Origin of the sequence: Clostridium lacusfryxellense (assembly GCF_018861735.1) — a bacterium.
Lineage (GTDB): Bacteria > Bacillota > Clostridia > Clostridiales > Clostridiaceae > Clostridium_AD > Clostridium_AD lacusfryxellense.
Map to the genome: position 1 here is coordinate 1 of NZ_JAHLEB010000142.1, position 1,404 is coordinate 1,404.

The 1,404-nt window shown below is 35.0% G+C and carries 1 protein-coding gene; it reads left to right on the plus strand.

Annotated elements, in window-relative coordinates; translation table 11 throughout:
* Positions 1–96 precede the first annotated feature (96 nt).
* Positions 97–1,368, plus strand: coding sequence for an IS4 family transposase (locus KPL55_RS25665; RefSeq protein WP_312887401.1), 1,272 nt, complete (start codon positions 97–99; stop codon positions 1,366–1,368).
* Positions 1,369–1,404: the final 36 nt, after the last annotated feature.

The window sequence follows — 1,404 nt, forward strand, 5'->3', positions numbered from 1 at the left end:
AAAAAAAATGTGGCGAAGCCCCTTAATTACAAGAATTTTTAAGGAGGCTCACTCATGAATGAATATGCAGATTTAATAAAGGGAAAATTGGACACTGTGTTAGCTGAAATGCATGAAAACTTGAGGCTGTTTGTTAACGACCCAGAGAAGGATTTTACTAGAAAACGAAAACTGAATTTCAAAGATATGCTGAATATTTTACTTTCTATGGGAGGTAATAGTCTGAAACTTGAACTCATGAAATATTTTTCATATGATACTGAGACGGCCACTTGCTCAGCTTTTGTACAGCAGCGTAAAAAGATCTCTCCTGAAGCACTTGAGCTGCTTTTTCATAGTTTCACATCATCGGCAGTTAATCCTAATTATTATGATGGTTATCGAATGTTAGCTGTTGATGGTTCAGATTTATGTGTTACACACAACCCAAAAGATGAAGAAAATCATTTTCATGCTACTGAGAATGCGAAAGGCTTCAATCTTCTGCACTTAAATGCCATGTATGATTTATGCAGCAGGGTATATGTTGATGCAATTGTTCAGCCAGGTAGAAAAGAAAATGAATTTAAGGCATTAACTGATATGGTTGACCGTTCTGATATCAAAGAAAAAACTATAGTAATAGCTGATCGTGGGTATGAAAGTTACAATGTTTTTGAACATGTAGCGAAGAAGGGATGGAATTATGTTATACGGGTAAAAGATATACGCAGTAATGGAATTTTATCTGGGATCTCGCTTCCGGACCAGGAAACATTTGATATGGAGTACAGAATTTTATTGACTAGACGACAGACGAATGAAATAAAGGCACATCCAAAAAAATATAAGTTTATGCCCAAAAATCAAAATTTTGACTATCTTCCAGCCGGGGATAAAGGAATTTATCCAATAAACTTTAGAATTGTTCGCTTTCCTATATCAGAAAACACCTACGAAGTTATCATTACAAGCCTTACTGAAAAAGAATTTCCTGCGGAAAGGATTAAAGAAATATATCACTTACGTTGGGGAATTGAGACATCATTTAGGGAACTAAAATATGCCATTGGACTAACAAACCTTCATTCAAAAAAGGTGGCCTACATCGTTCAAGAGATATTTGCACGGCTCACCATGTATAATTTCTGCGAAATGATTACAACGCAAGTTGTTATACAGCAGAAAGACAGAAAATACATCTATCAGGTTAATTTCACCATGGCAATATCAATTTGCCTGCACTATTTTAGATGTAGGAATATAGAATCACCGCCTAATGTAGAGGCACTTATTCAAAAGAATATATTACCTATACGAAATGGAAGAAGAGACCCTCGCAAAGTCAGAACCAAATCGTCAGTTAGCTTCTTATATAGAGTAGCATAAAGAATCACTAATAAAAATATTTTTTGACGGAGAAAT